This window comes from Burkholderia sp. NRF60-BP8 (assembly GCF_001522585.2).
Lineage (GTDB): Bacteria > Pseudomonadota > Gammaproteobacteria > Burkholderiales > Burkholderiaceae > Burkholderia.
This window is the reverse complement of record NZ_CP013372.1, coordinates 765,003-780,021: the sequence shown is the minus strand read 5'-3', so window position 1 is coordinate 780,021 and position 15,019 is coordinate 765,003. Positions and strand designations below refer to the sequence as shown.

13 protein-coding genes are annotated in these 15,019 nt (G+C 67.2%); 1 reads left to right on the top strand and 12 read right to left on the bottom strand.

Annotation, left to right across the window (positions count from 1 at the left end; all coding sequences use genetic code 11):
* Window positions 1-35: 35 nt before the first annotated feature.
* From WS54_RS03615 to WS54_RS33515, 6 genes are all read right to left on the bottom strand, one after another.
* A complete protein-coding gene (locus WS54_RS03615; protein WP_059784137.1) occupies window positions 36-2,261 on the bottom strand; it encodes a polysaccharide biosynthesis tyrosine autokinase in 2,226 nt (741 codons plus the stop codon).
* A 50-nt stretch (window positions 2,262-2,311) separates the two neighbouring features.
* Window positions 2,312-3,490 carry a polysaccharide biosynthesis/export family protein gene (locus WS54_RS03610; RefSeq protein WP_034205278.1) on the bottom strand — a complete coding sequence of 393 codons (1,179 nt, stop codon included), beginning with the start codon at window positions 3,488-3,490 and terminating at the stop codon, window positions 2,312-2,314.
* A complete protein-coding gene (locus WS54_RS03605) occupies window positions 3,484-3,927 on the bottom strand; it encodes a low molecular weight protein-tyrosine-phosphatase (protein WP_034205279.1) in 444 nt (147 codons plus the stop codon). The genes WS54_RS03610 and WS54_RS03605 overlap by 7 nt, the downstream gene beginning before the upstream one ends.
* Window positions 3,928-3,957: 30 nt before the next feature.
* Window positions 3,958-5,370 carry a UDP-glucose dehydrogenase family protein gene (locus WS54_RS03600; protein ID WP_059784140.1) on the bottom strand — a complete coding sequence of 471 codons (1,413 nt, stop codon included), beginning with the start codon at window positions 5,368-5,370 and terminating at the stop codon, window positions 3,958-3,960.
* Window positions 5,371-5,444: 74 nt separating this feature from the next.
* Window positions 5,445-6,818: an undecaprenyl-phosphate glucose phosphotransferase gene (locus WS54_RS03595; RefSeq protein WP_034205281.1), complete on the bottom strand. Its 1,374-nt coding sequence runs from the start codon at window positions 6,816-6,818 to the stop codon at window positions 5,445-5,447.
* Window positions 6,819-6,888: 70 nt separating this feature from the next.
* Window positions 6,889-7,155: a hypothetical protein gene (locus WS54_RS33515; protein WP_155294385.1), complete on the bottom strand. Its 267-nt coding sequence runs from the start codon at window positions 7,153-7,155 to the stop codon at window positions 6,889-6,891.
* Window positions 7,156-7,249: 94 nt separating this feature from the next.
* Here WS54_RS33515 and WS54_RS03590 point away from each other — a divergent pair, with 94 nt between their 5' ends.
* Window positions 7,250-8,776, top strand: a complete 1,527-nt coding sequence (locus WS54_RS03590; RefSeq protein WP_059784143.1) for a mannose-1-phosphate guanylyltransferase/mannose-6-phosphate isomerase — start codon at window positions 7,250-7,252, stop codon at window positions 8,774-8,776.
* Between the two features lie 141 nt (window positions 8,777-8,917).
* Here the strand turns inward: WS54_RS03590 and WS54_RS03585 are convergent, their stop codons facing one another.
* From WS54_RS03585 to WS54_RS03555, 6 genes are all read right to left on the bottom strand, one after another.
* On the bottom strand, window positions 8,918-9,859 hold the full coding sequence (locus tag WS54_RS03585; protein WP_034205283.1) for a transposase: 942 nt from the start codon (window positions 9,857-9,859) through the stop codon (window positions 8,918-8,920).
* A gap of 712 nt (window positions 9,860-10,571) precedes the next feature.
* Window positions 10,572-11,153 carry a DUF3501 family protein gene (locus WS54_RS03575; protein ID WP_059784145.1) on the bottom strand — a complete coding sequence of 194 codons (582 nt, stop codon included), beginning with the start codon at window positions 11,151-11,153 and terminating at the stop codon, window positions 10,572-10,574.
* 62 nt (window positions 11,154-11,215) lie between these two features.
* Complete coding sequence (locus WS54_RS03570; RefSeq protein WP_059785101.1) at window positions 11,216-12,553, bottom strand: heterodisulfide reductase-related iron-sulfur binding cluster; 1,338 nt, start codon at window positions 12,551-12,553, stop codon at window positions 11,216-11,218.
* Window positions 12,554-12,674: 121 nt separating this feature from the next.
* Window positions 12,675-13,097 carry a rubrerythrin family protein gene (locus WS54_RS03565; protein WP_006497294.1) on the bottom strand — a complete coding sequence of 141 codons (423 nt, stop codon included), beginning with the start codon at window positions 13,095-13,097 and terminating at the stop codon, window positions 12,675-12,677.
* A 225-nt stretch (window positions 13,098-13,322) separates the two neighbouring features.
* On the bottom strand, window positions 13,323-14,591 hold the full coding sequence (locus WS54_RS03560; RefSeq protein WP_059784148.1) for an RNA polymerase sigma factor: 1,269 nt from the start codon (window positions 14,589-14,591) through the stop codon (window positions 13,323-13,325).
* The gene (locus tag WS54_RS03555; RefSeq protein WP_059784151.1) at window positions 14,588-15,004 is read right to left on the bottom strand and encodes a VOC family protein; all 417 of its coding nucleotides are present in this window, start codon (window positions 15,002-15,004) and stop codon (window positions 14,588-14,590) included. Before WS54_RS03555 ends, WS54_RS03560 begins: the two co-directional genes overlap by 4 nt.
* Window positions 15,005-15,019 lie beyond the last annotated feature (15 nt).

The following is a 15,019-nucleotide window of genomic DNA, read 5'->3' as shown; positions in this document are numbered from 1 at the left end:
TGCGGCGCGCGCCGGCCCGGTGTCGTGCAATGCGATCAAGCGCTCAGGTATTCGTGCACGGCCGCATAGCCGCGGCCGTAGCCGCGCGCCTTCGGCGGCACGCCATTGAAGATCCCGCCTTCCAGATCGACGCCCGCGGTGCGCAGGCGCTTGATCGCGTCGGCGATCTCGCCTTCCGTATGCATGCCCGAGCGCAGTACCAGGAAGGTGGCGCCGGCCATGCGGCCGATGATGGTCGCGTCGGTCACCGCGAGCACCGGCGGCGAATCGATCAGCACGACGTCGTAGCGCTTGCCGAGGCCTTCGAGGTATTGCGGCAGGCGCGTCGACATCAGCAGCTCCGACGGGTTCGGCGGGCGCGTGCCGGCCGCGATGAACGACAGGCCCTGCACCGGCGTCTCGCGGATCGCGTCCTCGAGCGAGGACTGGTCGCTCAGCAGCTCCGACAGCCCCGGCTGCGAGGTGAGGCCGAAGTAGCGGTCGAGCATCCCGCGGCGCATGTCGGCGTCGATCAGCAGCACGCGCTTGCCCGAATGGGCGAGCAGCACCGCGAGGTTGACCGTCAGGAAGCTCTTGCCGATGCCCGGCGTCGGGCCGGTCAGCACGATCACGCGGTTCTTCGCGTCCATCATCGCGAACTGCATCGCGGTGCGCAGGCTGCGCATGCTTTCGACGCTCAGGTCCTTCGGACGCAGGCTCGCGAGGATCGGCCGTGCACGAGTGCCGCCCTTCTCGGCCGCGGCATCGAGCTTCACCTGCTCGGCGCTCTGCGGGACGAGCCCGTACAGCGGCAGGTTGAACGTACGCTCGACGCGGTCCGGATCCTCGATGCCCTGGAACAGGTTGCGGCGCAGGAACACGACGCCGGTGCCGAGGATCAGCCCCAGGAACACGGCGGCCGACAGGATCAGCGCCTTCTTCGGCTTGATCGGATCGCCCGGGCGCAGCGCCGAATCGACGAGGTGGATGTTGCCGCCCGTGCCGGCCTTCTGCACCGACAGCTCCTGCACGCGGTTCAGCAGCAGGACGTAGATGTCCTCGGCGACCTTCGCGTCGCGCTGGAGCTGGACCGCCTTCACTTCGGTCGCCGGCAGGCTGCGGAAGCGGTTGCTGAACTTGTCCTTCTCGCCCTGCAGCTCCGCGAGCTGCTGCTTCGCCGCAATCACCATCGGGTGCGAATCGGTGAAGCGCTGCGCGAGCGACGCGAGCTGCAGGCGCTGCGCGGCGATCTGCTGTTCGTACTGCACGCTGCCTTCGAGGTAGACCTTCGCCTCGTCGCTCGCGTTGATCGAGCCCGAGGTGCGCTGGTACTGCGTCAACGCGGCTTCCGCGCGTTCGAGATCGGCCTTCAGGCGCGGCTCCTCGCCCTTCAGGAAGTCGAGCATCTTGGTCGCTTCCGCCTGCTTCGCGATCACGTGCTGGTTCAGGTACGACTGCGCGAGCGCGTTCGCGATCGCGGCGGTCTGGTCCGGGTCCTTGCCTTCGAGCGAGATCTGCACGACGCCCGTCTGCTTGCCCTGTTCGGTCACCTGGATGCCCGACTGGAAACCGGTGATCGCGTCGAGATCGTTGTAGCGGACCACCGTGAACTGCGTGCCGGGACGCGCGACGAGCTTCTGCACGAGCAGCGTCACGCCGCCACCCTGCGCCGGCTCGCCGACGCGGCCCGCCAGCAACCGCGTGCCGTTCGCGTCGACCAGCGAATAGGTGCCGTCCGGGCCGGCCGTCAGCGTCAGCTTCTTGCCTTCGAGTGCCGGCACGACGCTGATCGAGTCGACGTCGGCGACTTCGCCGCCCCATGCATACGACTTCAGGCCGAGCCACGGCCGCGACGGCTGGCCCGGCGTCGCGAGGCGCGCGGCGAGGCTGCCGATCACCGGCAGCGTCTTCGGCGCGACCGAGAAGTTCAGCTTGAACTGCTCGACGACCGGCGTGACGACGCCGCGGCTCTTGATGATCTCGATTTCCGCATCGGTCGGCGCCTGCTGCGGGCCGCTGTTGATCGACGCGCCCGTTTGCGTCTGCGTGAGCGCCTGCGACGTGTTGTCGTTGCCCTCGACCCGCACGTGCACGTCCGCCTGGTAGACCGGCTTCGCGATGAAGCAATAGAGGCCGGCGAGCGCGACGACCGTCACCGCGATGCCGAGCAGCAGCCAGATGTCGTCCATGATGACCTGGAGCAACTGGCCGAGAACGACGTCCTCTTCCTCGGTTTTCGCGGTCAGGTCCGCGTAGGAGTGTTTCGCTTGCGTGTTCACCATTCGTTCCCGCTTGAGTGGTGCCGGGGGGCGGACGCCGCCCCGGCGGGCTATCAGCGCGTGATTTGCCGCATGTAGAAGATCGTCTGGATCGTCGGCAGCACCTGCTGCAGCACGCGGTTGAACTGCACCGAGCCGGCCGTGCTGACGTAGACGACGTCGAGCGGTTGAAGCGGGAAGCGGCTCGACAGCATCAGCGCGTCGGGCTGCGTCATGTCGAGACGGAACACTTCGGGCTTCGTCGGGTTGTCGCGCATCCCGCGCATCACGTAGATCTTGCGCGGGTTCGCGTCGGTGTCGAGGATGCCGCCACCGGCCGTCAGCGCATCGGCGATGGTCAGCTTGCCCTTGAGCATCGGCACCGTGACCGGCGTCTTGACCTCGCCCATGATGAACACGCGGCTGTCGCTGCGGTCCGGCACGTTGACGATGTCGCCCGGCTGCAGCATCACGTTCTGCTTCACCTCGCCGCGATCGAGCACGCCGTTCGCATCGAGCGTGTACAGCTTGCCGTCGCGCGTGAGCCGCACGCGCTGCAGGTCGGCCTCGGCGGTCGAGCCGCCCGAGCGCGAGATCGCGTCGACCAGCGTCAGCGGCACGTCGCTCACCGCGAGCGGGCCCGGCTGCTTCACCTCGCCCGTCACCTGCACCTTCTGGCTGCGGAACGACAGCACGCGCACGTCGAGCTGCGGGTTCTTCACGTAGCGCGCCAGGCTGGACGCCATCTCGTCGCGGATCTGCGCGACCGTCTTGCCCGCCACGCGGATGCGGCCGACGAACGGGAAGAAGATCGTGCCGTCGGCGGCCACGGTCTGGCCGTACGGATCGGCCTGACCTGGCAGCGCGGTCGTATACGGCTGCTGCAGCGCGCCCGCGACCGATTGCGTCGTGTTGCCGCCGCTCGAGAACGACTGGCCCTGCGGCGTCGTCAGCTCCGGGTGATCCCACACGGTGACGCCGAGAATGTCCTGCGGACCGACGCGATACGTGTACTGCGACGGATCGGTAAAGCGCCCGGGCGGCAGCGGATGGTCGACCTGCGCTTTCTGCAGCTGATCCATCACCACTTTGGCGTCGATGTAATGAACCGGATAGGTCTCGGCCGCTTCCTGCCGGCCGTCGTCCTTCAGGTTCGACGAGTCGAGGTAGTTGCCGGGCGCGGTTGCGCAGGCCGACAGGAAGGTCGTCAGCGCGACGGCGAGCGCCAGCGGGCGCATGGGACGTTTCAGCATAGTTTTTGCAGCCATCCTTGAACCAGACGTTCGATCAATGAGTAGCTCTCGCGATAGTCGGCCTCGGGGCCGCCATGCGGGTCCGCGATCTCGGCGTCCTCCCACTTGCCCAGCAGGTGGACCTTGCCGCGCGCGAACGGATCGACCGATTCGACGGCCTTGATCTGATCGCGCTCGCTGACGAGAATCAGGTCGGCGTCGCGCACGATCCGGCGCGACAGCCGCCGCGAGCGATGGGTCGTCGCATCGACGCCCCGCTCGGCCAGCAGTTTCCGCATCACCGGATCGATGCCGTCGCCGTCGTTCGCGTGCACGCCGGCCGAATGGAACGTCGGGCGCGGGCCGCCGCGCGACGCGGCGTGCGACTTGAACAGCATTTCCGCCGCCGGGCTGCGGCAGACGTTCGCGTGGCAGACGATCAGGATGTTCCGGAACATGGCGTCTCGTAACGAGTGACGGAAAACGGGTTACGCGCCGGCGCGCACGGCGCCCGGCACGCGGGCGGCGACGGCCTGGCGCGAGCCCGGCCGGCCGATCGGGTGGTACTCGATGCCCTGCTCGCTCATCGTCTCCGGCTCGTACAGGTTGCGGCCGTCGAAGATCACGGGCGTCTTCCACAGGCGGCCGAGCGCGACGAAGTCGGGGCTCTTGAACGCCTTCCATTCGGTGACGATCACGAGCGCGTCGGCGTCTCGCGCGGCCTGCGCCTCGTCGTCGACGAAGGTCAGGCGCTCGAGCCAGCTCGGGTGATCGGCGAGATCGAGCGCGATCACGCGGCGCGCTTCCTGCTGCGCGACCGGGTCGTAGGCGGCGACGCGCGCGCCGCGCGACAGCAGCTCGGCGATCAACTCGCGGCTCGGCGCCTCGCGCATGTCGTCGGTGTTCGGCTTGAACGCGAGGCCCCACAGCGCGAACGTGCGGCCGGTCAGGTCCTCGCCGAAACGCGCGACGATCTTGTCGGCGAGCACGCGCTTTTGCGTCGCGTTGACCGACGACACCGCCTTCAGGATCTGCAGCGACTGGCCGTGCTCGTCGGCGGTGCGGATCAGCGCCTCGACGTCCTTCGGGAAGCACGAGCCGCCGTAGCCGCAGCCGGCATACAGGAAGTGGTAGCCGATGCGCGGATCGGAGCCGATCCCGCGGCGCACGGCCTCGATGTCCGCGCCGAAGCGGTCGGCGAGGTTCGCCAGTTCGTTCATGAACGAGATGCGCGTCGCGAGCATCGCGTTCGCCGCGTATTTCGTGAACTCGGCCGAACGCACGTCCATGTACAGTGTGCGCTCGTGATTGCGGTTGAACGGCGCGTAGAGCTTCTTCATCAGCTCGCGGGCGCGCTCGCCCGGCACGTCGTCGTCGCAGCCGATCACGATGCGGTCCGGCCGCGTGAAATCGTCGACGGCCGCGCCTTCCTTCAGGAATTCCGGATTCGACACGACCGAGAACATCTGGTCGCCGCCGCGCTTCGCGAGCTCCTCGGCGACCGCCGCGCGCACGCGCTCGGCCGTGCCGACCGGCACCGTCGACTTGTCGACGATCACCTTGAAGCCGGTCATGTAGCGGCCGATGTTGCGCGCCGCCGCGAGCACGTATTGCAGGTCGGCCGAGCCGTCCTCGTCGGGCGGCGTGCCGACCGCGATGAACTGCACGTCGCCGTGCGCGACCGCGGCCTCGACGTCGGTCGAGAAGCGCAGGCGGCCGGCCGAGCGGTTGCGCGCGATCACTTCCTTCAGGCCCGGCTCGTGGATCGGCACGCCGCCGTCGTTCAGGATGTCGATCTTTGCCTGGTCGACGTCGAGACAAAACACGTCGTGCCCGATGTCGGCGAGACAGGCGCCGGTGACAAGCCCTACGTAACCGCTGCCGATGATAGTCAGATTCATGATGTGTCGGACCCCTTGACCAATGATTCGAAATTCGGAAAACCGGAATGCCTGCGTGACGCGGCGCGTCGGTGTCAGTACGCGTTGCTGCCGGTGAAGCCTTTCCACAGCGTCAGCACGACGATCTTGATGTCGAGCCAGAACGACCAGTTCTGCATGTAGTACAGGTCGAGCTTCACGCGGCCCATCATCTTCTCGATCTGGTCGGTCTCGCCGCGAAAGCCGTTGATCTGCGCCCACCCGGTGATGCCCGGCTTGATCCGGTAGCGGAACATGTAGCCCTTGACCAGATCCTTGTAGATGTCGTCGTGCGCGAGCGCATGCGGGCGCGGGCCCACCACCGACATCTCGCCCTTCAGCACGTTGATGAACTGCGGCAGCTCGTCGAGGCTCGTGCGCCGCAGGAACCGGCCGACCGGCGTCACGCGCGAGTCGTTCTTCGTTGCCTGCGTGACCTGCCCGGCCACTTCCTGATGCACCTTCATCGAGCGAAACTTGTAGATCTCGAACTCGTGCCCGTCGATGCCCTTGCGCTTTTGCCGAAAGAACACCGGCCCGCGCGAGGTCAGCTTGATCAGGGCCGCGATCAGCACCATCACCGGCGCGAGCGCCGTGAGCGCCGCCAGCGCGAACAGCCGGTCGAACACGAACTTCGGCAGGATCCGCACGTCGGTGATCGGCGACGCCGCGAGATTGATCGCCGGCACGCCGAGCACCTCGACCACTTCCTGGTTGAAGAACGACAGCGTGCGCACGTCCGGAATGAAGCGGATGTTCACGAAGTCGTGGCGGAACACCGTCACGATCTCGTGAATCCGACGCTCCTCCGTGATCGGCAGCGTGAGCCACAGCTCGCTGATCGCGCGGCTGCGCACCAGCCACACCAGCGATTCGAACTGCCGCTCGATACGCACGTCGTCGAGCGCGACTTCGCCCGGCGCCTCGCTTTCGTCGTACACGCACACCGGGTTGAAGCCGGCTTCCGGCCGCGCCCGCATCTGCGCGATCAGCCGCCGTGCCGCCGGCGTGCCGCCGACGATCGCGACCGCCTTCAGGTTGTAGCCGCCGCGGCGCAATTGCCGCAGCACCACGTGCACGCAGGCTTTCGAGCCCGCGAGCAGCGCCGTCGTCGCGAGCGCCCAGTAACCCAGCCACAGCCGCGACAGGTCGCCCGACTGGTGAAAGCTGAAACTCAGCAGGATGCCCGCGAGCTCCACGGCGAGCCACGCGAACGCAACGCGGACCACCAGCCCGACGAGACGCTTGCCGCGCCACGACTGGTAGATGCCGACGGCCGGAAAGAACACGACGACCAGCAGGCAGTCGAACAGCACCGTCGTGCGCTGCAGGTCGCTGAGCCCGATGCTGCCGTCGTGCAACGCGGCCGCGATCAGCGCACCCGTCACGACCATCGCGATATCGATGACTCTCGCCAGCACGCTCAACATGTCTGTTTCCTCTTCTTTGAACAGGCGTTTGCCGAACAGCGCCTTGCGCAGCCCATGCCGCGCATTCGATTCAAACGTTGCATGACGCTATTGAAGCGACAAGAAAATTCCTCCTCAAGCGCACAAGTATTTCGAAAAATAATCGGAAATTCTTGCCGCGATCTTTTTTAATTAAATCGGCAGGTTTTCCCGAATCGGTCGGGAACGGAGATTTTTTCGGAATCTTTACGCTTCCCGGCCGCCCTTTGCGGGCGGTCGTGTCCGGCCGGCGCCCGGAATTATTTTTTATTTTTTTATTTCCGGCCGGCGCTATCGCGGAAAATTCTTCCGTACGCATGCCTGACGGATATCCGGCATTGGGTCCGGTTTTATTGTCGATTTACTTCATGCTACAACGACAGGCACCGACTTCAACCGTGGAGAGTGTCATCATGAATGCTCCGGCAGTGGCCGCCGAAACGCGCCCTTCTACTTCCGCCGCCCCCGCGGCCGGCACGCGTCTCGCCGTGCAGCCCGTGATTCTCGCCGGCGGTTCCGGCACGCGCCTGTGGCCGATGTCGCGCGAGCGTTTTCCGAAACAGCTGATCGGCCTGCTCGGCGATCACTCGCTGCTGCAGTCCACCGCGCTGCGCCTCGACGGCCTGACGGCCGATCATCCGCTCAACGACGACGTGCTGATCGTCTGCGGGGAAGATCACCGCTTCACGACCGCCGAGCAACTGCGCCTGACGGCCAAGCACGCGACGATCATGCTCGAGCCGCTCGGTCGCGACACTGCGCCCGCGCTGACGCTCGCCGCGCTGCGGCTCGTCGCCGGCGGCAACGACGCGGTGATGACCGTGATGCCGGCCGACCATGCGGTCGCGGACGTGCCGCGCTTTCACGCGGCCGTCGCGGCCGGCGTGCACTGCGCCGCGCAAGGCAAGATCGCGACGATGGGCATCGTGCCGAAGCACGCGGAAACCGGCTACGGCTACATCCGCGTCGGCGCGCCGCTCGGCGACGCCGCAACCGGCCCCCTCGACGTACGCCGCCTCGACCGTTTCGTCGAGAAGCCGCACCTCGAACTCGCGCAGCAGTACGTCGCGTCGGGCGAATACTGGTGGAACAGCGGGATCTTCATCGTGCGCGCGTCGGTCTGGCTCAAGGCGATCCGGCAGCTCGAGCCCGCGATCTACGCGGCCTGCGAACAGGCCGTGGCGCAGGGCAAGGAAGACGGCGACTTCTTCCGCGTCGATCGCGACGCATTCGCCGCGTCGCCGTCGAACTCGATCGACTACGCGGTGATGGAACCGCTCGCGAGCCAGCCGCAACTGTGCGAGAGCGTCGTCGTGCCGCTCGACGCGGGCTGGTCGGACGTCGGCTCGTGGGATGCGATCTGGCAGATCTCGCCGAAGGACGAAACCGGCAACGTCGGCCGCGGCCACGTGCTGTTCGAAGGCGCCGAATCGACGTTCGCGCACTCGGAAAGCCGGCTCGTCGCCTGCGTCGGCACGCAGAACCTGGTCGTCGTCGAAACGCCCGACGCCGTGCTCGTCGCGGACAAATCGCGCGTGCAGGACGTGAAGAAGATCGTCGGGCACATCAAGGCGCGACAGGGCTCCGAAGCGACCGACCACCGCAAGGTGCATCGTCCGTGGGGCCACTACGACTCGGTCGACATGGGCGAGCGCTTCCAGGTGAAACGCATCGTCGTGAAGCCGGGCGCGCAACTGTCGCTGCAGATGCACCACCACCGCGCCGAGCACTGGATCGTCGTGCGCGGCACCGCGCGCATCACGCGCGGCGACGAAACGTTCCTGCTGTCCGAAAACGAATCGACGTATATTCCGCTCGGCGTATCGCATCGCCTGGAGAACCCGGGCAAGATGCCGCTCGAGCTGATCGAAGTGCAGTCGGGCGCGTATCTCGGCGAGGACGACATCGTCCGCTTCGACGATACCTACGGCAGACAGTAACGCGGCGCCGTCATGCACGAAAGGGCGCCGCCTCGACAGCGGCGCCCGGGCGAGGCAGACATGGAGACACCGAAGGAGACACCGGACTGGCGCGCGGGCGTCGTGGCGCACGACGGCCCGCGCGTGGCACGGAAACGGCGATCAGCCCACGCGGTACTCGTATTCGCGACGTTCCGACTGCACGGGATCGTTGCGGCTTTCCGACAACGCGCCCGCGCGACGCTCGGCGATGAAGCGCTTGATGTCCGACTCCGCGCGCGCCAGCGCCGACAAACCGGCCAGCACTTCGCCCTGCGGCTCGCGCGCCGGCGCGTCGCTTGCACCGTGGCGATCGATCCACTGGCGCGCCCAGTCGAGCGCGTACTGCTCGGCTTCCTCGGCGTCGGTGAAGCGCGGGCCGATCAGGCCCGAGCGCTCGACGCGCCGGTCGTCCTGCGAGATCTCGGCCCACGCGCGATACATCAGGTTCTGCACGGGCTGCGCGATCCCGCTGATCGTATAGCCGCGATACTCGTCGACCTGCGGCTCGGCCGCGGCGAAGCTCGCCGCCGACGCCCGCACATGGCGCAGTTCCGCGGCCGGCGCGCCGGGCACCGTGAACGACACGCCGGAGCGGCCGTCCACCTGGTCGTCCCGCATCGTGCTCAGCGACGCACCCTCGCCCGGCCAAACGTTTGCCTGCGCAACCGGCAATTGCCACGACTCGGGGTTTTGCCAGAACACGCCGCGCAAACGGTCGTTGTCGGGCACGGGCTCCGCGCGGCGGGCCGGCGCGACCGCGACGGGCGGCGGCGGGATATACGCGAACGTGCGCCCGCTGAACTGGGTCAGCACGTCGATCATCTTCAGCAGCGTGCCGTTCGCGAGCCACTCTTCGTAGCGGCGGCGGCACGTCGGCCCGGATGGATAGCGACCGGGCAGCTTTGACCAGGCTTCCCCGGTCGTCAGGATCCAGAGCACCGCGTTGGCGACGACGCGCGGTTCGGCGCGCGGACGCCCGCGACGGTTCAGCCGGATGGGTTCATCGGCGATCAGCGCTGAAAGGCGAAACCACTCTTCATCGTTAAGCTCATCGAAGAACATAGTCGATCTCTCCACGCAGCCAGGCCGGGGCTGCGATTGGCGGCGCCGTCGCGACACGTCGCGGGGCGGCCAGGTTGCACATTATGGTTATCCGGCGTTGTGCATACCGGGCGACACCGCACTTTCACGGTGCCGCGATTCCCGGCAATGGCGCACAAATCGCGGTCTCACTCCAATGTGGGAATTTTTGTGCACGAAGCATACCATCCTCAGGGTTTATCTCAATATGACAATGACTTAATGTTACGCACTGAAACAACCTGCCATGGGCGAGCAATCCATTTACGCTTGAATTTTTTTGCGAGATCTTTATGCCGGCGGCTGCAAAGGCCCGTCTGGCGGGGCTCCACAGCGTCTGAAGAATGCCGTGAAACGGGCCGTTGCGGTCTGCTCCGGCCCCATCCGCGACACTCCGCGGAATGGCTTCCCGAAATCGGTAAATCAGGGGAAAATTCGTAACAAGATATTCACGAATCGGTAAATCATTCGATTTACAGGGGATCGAATTATCTCCATGCACAATCTTTTTATTGTTTCTCTGCGAGTAATGAAAATACGCTGACGCGGCGCGCCCACTGTGTCCCCGCATGCAAATCCGTCACGGTTGTTACATTTCCGGGGCAACGGGCGAGCGGCCGCGCCGCGGCGTTGCGGCGCGCCCGTTTCGGGTCGGAACGGAAAAGCGGCGCCGCCAGGCGCCGTGGGCGCCGGCTCAGCGCAGATCGCCGGCCAGCGCCGCGGCCACGTCCGCGTCGATGCGCTGCGGCGGCATCGTATAGGCCGGATGATCGCAGCCGATCGACAGCGCCGCCCCGCCCTTGAGCGCGGCGCGCATCGGCGCATCGAACTCGAAGCGGACGAAGTGCACGGCCGACGTTTTCTGGGCGTTGTCGCGCTCGAGATCCTCGTCGGCGATCGCGTAGACGCTCGCGTGCCCGTCGACCCGCAGGTACACGCGATCCTCGACCCCGATCAGCCGCGCGAGCGCCGCGCGCCGTTCGACCTCGTGCTCGTACTCGATCTGCATCGTCGCCTTCAGGTTGGTGCCGTCGGGCACCAGCGGCAGATACGCGTCGAGCTCCGCTGCGATGCCGGCTTCGTCGAAGATCTTCTCGATGTGCAGCATCTCGTGGATCTGGTAGCGGATCGTCGTCTCGTCCTCGAACAGGAAACGCAGGTGATTGCCGAGCGCCACCGCGCGGCGGCGCTTGTACGCGACGAGCCGCGCGTGTTCGGCCTTGCGGATCTTCGCGTACGCTTCGAGCGTCAGCAGGGAGTCGCGGGTCAGCGTCATGGATGTCCTTGGGTATCGTCGGATGTCGTCGATGTGTTCGCAACGAAGCGGGTTCGGACGCGTCAGATGCCGTACGCGCGGCGCAGCAGCGTCAGCGGATGCGCGAGCGGCGCTTGCGGCAACCCCTTCTCGCCGATGCCCTGCACGATGTGATGGCCGGCGAGCGCGCAGTCGGACGACACGACGTCCGGCTGCGGCTCGGCCATCGCCTTGAACACGGGCGCGCCGATCCGCATCGCATCGGCATGAAACCCCTTCTTCACGCCGAACGTGCCCGCGTGGCCGGAGCAGCGCTCGACGACGTTCACGCGCGTATCGGGCACGAGCGACAGCGCATCGGCCGTCTTGCGGCCGATGTTCTGCACGCGCGCATGGCACGGCACGTGATACGACACGGTGCCGAGACCGGTCTTGAAATCGGTCTTCAGCAGTCCGTCGCGATGCCGCGCGATCACGTACTCGAACGGATCCCAGAACGCGTCGGCCACCGCACGCACGGCCGCGTCGCCGGGGAACATCAGCGGCAGTTCGCTCTTGTACATCAGCACGCAGCTCGGGATCGCGCCGATCAGCGCGTAGCCTTCGCGTGCATAGCGTTCGAGCACCGGGATGTTGATGGCCTGCTTCGCGGCGACGCCGTCGAGATTGCCCTGCTCGAGCAACGGCATCCCGCAGCACGCTTCGCGCGTGACGAGCTCGTACGGGATCTCGTTGTGCGCGAGAATCGCGAGCAGGTCGTGGCCGATCCCCGGCTCGTTGAAATTCACGTAGCACGTCGCGTAGATCGCGACCTTGCCGGGCGTGCGTTCGCCGTCGCGTACCGGCGGGCCATCCGAGCGCTTCGCGGCGCGGCGGAACTTGCGCGGCGCGAACTCCGGCAGCCACGCGTCGCGGTCGACGCCCAGCAGCGCTTCGAGCGCGTGGCGCGCAGGCGGCGTGCGGTTCGCCGCGTTGACCGTCTGCGTGACGACCGGAATGCCCGCGAAATGGCCGAGCGCATCGGTATTCGACAGCACCTTGTCGCGCAGCGGCGCTTCGCCGCGCTTGTAACGCGCAGCCTTGCCGCGCAGCATCAGGTGCGGGAAATCGACGTTCCATGCGTGCGGCGGCACGTACGGGCATTTCGTCATGTAGCAGAGGTCGCACAGATAGCACTGGTCGACGACCTTGCCGAATGCGGCCTTCGGCACTTCGTCGATGTCGCCCGTCGGCGTGTCGTCGACGAGGTCGAACAGCGCCGGAAACGCGCCGCACAGCGACACGCAGCGCCGGCATCCGGCGCAGATGTCGAATACGCGCGTCATTTCCGCATCGATCGCGGCCTGGTCGTAGAACGCTTCGGACTGCCAGTCGAGCGGATGCCGGGTCGGGGCTTCGAGACTGCCTTCCTTGTGGGGCATGGGGCGCTCCCGCGTGGCGCGCATGTGCGCAAGCGCACCGCCCGCGCGGTGCGGGCGGCGATGAACGAACCGCCGGCCGGTGCCGGCCGCGCGGCGTTGCAGCGCGACCTGCGACGTCCCGTCAGTCGACGAGACTGTCCAGCGCCTTCGTGTAGCGGTTCGCGTGGCTGCGTTCGGCCTTCGCGAGCGTCTCGAACCAGTTCGCGATTTCGTCGAACCCTTCGTCGCGCGCGGTCTTCGCCATGCCCGGATACATGTCGGTGTATTCGTGCGTTTCGCCGGCGATCGCCGATTCGAGATTCAGCCGCGACGAACCGAACGGCAAACCCGTGGCGGGATCGCCGACAGCTTCCAGGTATTCGAGATGGCCGTGCGCATGGCCGGTTTCGCCTTCGGCCGTCGAGCGGAACAGCGCGGCGACGTCGTTCTGCCCCTCGACGTCGGCTTTCGAAGCGAAATACAGATAGCGCCGATTCGCCTGCGATTCGCCCGCGAATGCGGCCTTCAGGTTCTCTTCGGTTTTGCTGCCCTTGAGTTGAGCCATTTGCGCCTCCGTTCGAGTCGGCGCGGCCGCGTGCGACGCCGGGCCGATCAGATATGTGGGGAACGATGCGTGCGCCGGGCGCGCATCGTGCTCTTCAATCTAGGCGCTCGCGTTCGCATCCCCCAATAGGCTTTTTCAATGCGGGCGATAGTGTCGGGGGCGAACGCGGCGGATGGCCGCGAAGATGGGCGCTGCCGCGGCGCCACGCGCGTCATGCGCGATGCGTCACGCATCCATCGCGCGCTTGAGCAGCAATTCGCGCTCACGCTCGTTGCGCGTCAGTTCCGCCGCACGGCGGAACTCCCGCTTGGCCTCGTCGGCGCGGCCGAGCTTCGCGAGCAGATCGCCGCGCACGCTCGGCAGCCAGTGATAGCGCGCCAGCGCCGGATCGTCGCGCAGCACGTCGACGAGTTCGAGCGCCGCGGCCGGCCCGAACGCCATCCCTACCGCGACCGCGCGATTCAGCTCGACGACCGGCGACGGCGCGACTTCGGCGAGCGCGTCGTACAGCGCGACGATCTGTGCCCAGTCCGTGTCCGAAGCCTGCCGTGCGCGCGCGTGGCACGCTGCAAGCGCCGCCTGCAGCGCATACGGCCCGCGCACGCCGCCGAGCTTCGTCGCCCGCTCCAGCGCGGCGAGGCCGCGCCGGATCAGCAACGGATCCCAGCGGCTGCGGTCCTGGTCGAGCAGCAGCACGGGCCGACCCTGCGCGTCGATGCGCGCATGCATGCGCGACGCCTGCAGCTCCATCAGCGCGACGAGCCCGAATACTTCGCTTTCGTCCGGCGCGAGCCCGGCCAGCACGCGACCGAGCCGCAACGCCTCGTCGCATAGCGCCGGACGCATCCAGTCGTCGCCCGCCGTCGCCGCGTGGCCTTCGTTGAACACGAGATAGATCACTTCGAGCACCGACGCGAGCCGCGCGGGCCGCGCATCGGCGGCCGGCACCTCGAACGGCACGTGCGCCGCCGCGAGCGTGCGCTTCGCGCGCACGATCCGCTGCGCGATCGTCGGCTCGGGCGTCAGGAACGCGCGCGCGATCTCGCCCGTCGTCAGCCCGCCGAGCAGCCGCAGCGTCAGCGCGACGCGCGCGTCGGTCGACAGCACCGGGTGGCACGACGTGAAGATCAGCCGCAGCAGGTCGTCGCCGATGTCGTCGTCGCGCGCGTCGGCGAGTGCGTCCGCGATATCGGGGACGACATGCGCTTCGAGCGCGTCCATCTCGTGACCGAGCTGATCGCGCTTCGCCGCATGAAGCGACTCCTGCCGGACCCGGTCGAGCGCGCGGCGCTTCACGGCCGTCATCAGCCAGGCGGCCGGGTTGTCGGGCACGCCGTCGACGGGCCAGTGCTCGAGCGCCGCGACGAGCGTGTCCTGCGCCAGCTCCTCGGCCACGCCGACGTCGCGCACCACGCGCGCGGCGCGCGCGATGATCTTCGGCGCCTCGATTCGCCAGACCGCTTCGATCGCACGATGAGTCGCCTCACGCGTCACGACGCCTGCCCCTGGGCGGACGCGTCCAGCGGCATGGCCATCAGTTCCCACGTGTGGCCGTCCGGATCGGTGAACCCGTGGCCGTACATGTTCGGGTACTCGCGCGGCGCTGGCGGCGCGGCCCCGCCCGCCGCCAGCGCCTTCGCGACGATCGCGTCGACTTCGGCGCGGCTGTCGCACGACAGGCACGACAACACCTGGATGTGCGTCGCCGGATCGATGATGGTCTTGTCGGTGAAGGTCTGGAAAAACGGCCGCACGAGCAGCATCGCGAAGATCGCGTCGCTGATCCGGATGCAGGCGGCCTGATCGTTGGTATAGGCCGGCACGACCTCGAAGCCGAGCGCCTGGTAGAACGTCTTCGCGCGCGGCAGGTCGGCTACCGGCAGATTGATGAAAACCATCTTGTGCATGACGGGTGCTCCCTG